This window comes from Catenulispora rubra (genome assembly GCF_015356825.1).
Taxonomy (GTDB): domain Bacteria; phylum Actinomycetota; class Actinomycetes; order Streptomycetales; family Catenulisporaceae; genus Catenulispora; species Catenulispora rubra.
On record NZ_JAACYW010000829.1, the window covers coordinates 1 to 381 of the forward strand.

1 pseudogene is annotated in these 381 nt (G+C 68.8%); it reads left to right on the top strand.

The features are described 5' to 3' along the window. Nucleotides 1–381, top strand: a pseudogene (locus GWK61_RS55615) (aminomethyl-transferring glycine dehydrogenase subunit GcvPB); the annotation flags it as partial.

Consider the following 381-nt stretch of genomic DNA (forward strand, 5'->3'; position numbering starts at 1 on the left):
GCGTGGATCATGGCGCTGGGCGCCGAGGGGCTGCGGGACGTGGCCGAGACCTCGGTGCTGAACAACAACTACCTGATCTCGAAGGTGCTGGAGATCGAGGGCGTGTCGCTGCCCTACGCGCGCGGCCGGCGGCGCGTGGAGCAGGCGCGCTACAGCTGGGAGAAGCTGAACGCGGACACCGGGATCCACTCCGAGCAGATCGGCTACCGCGTGGCCGACTTCGGGACGCACTACTGGACGAGCCACCACCCGTACCTGGTGCCGGAGCCGATGACGCTGGAGCCGACGGAGTCGTATTCGCAGGCGGACCTGGACGAGTACGCGCGGATCCTGGCCGAGGTCGCGCGCGAGGCTTATGAGGAGCCTGAGACGGTGCGGACG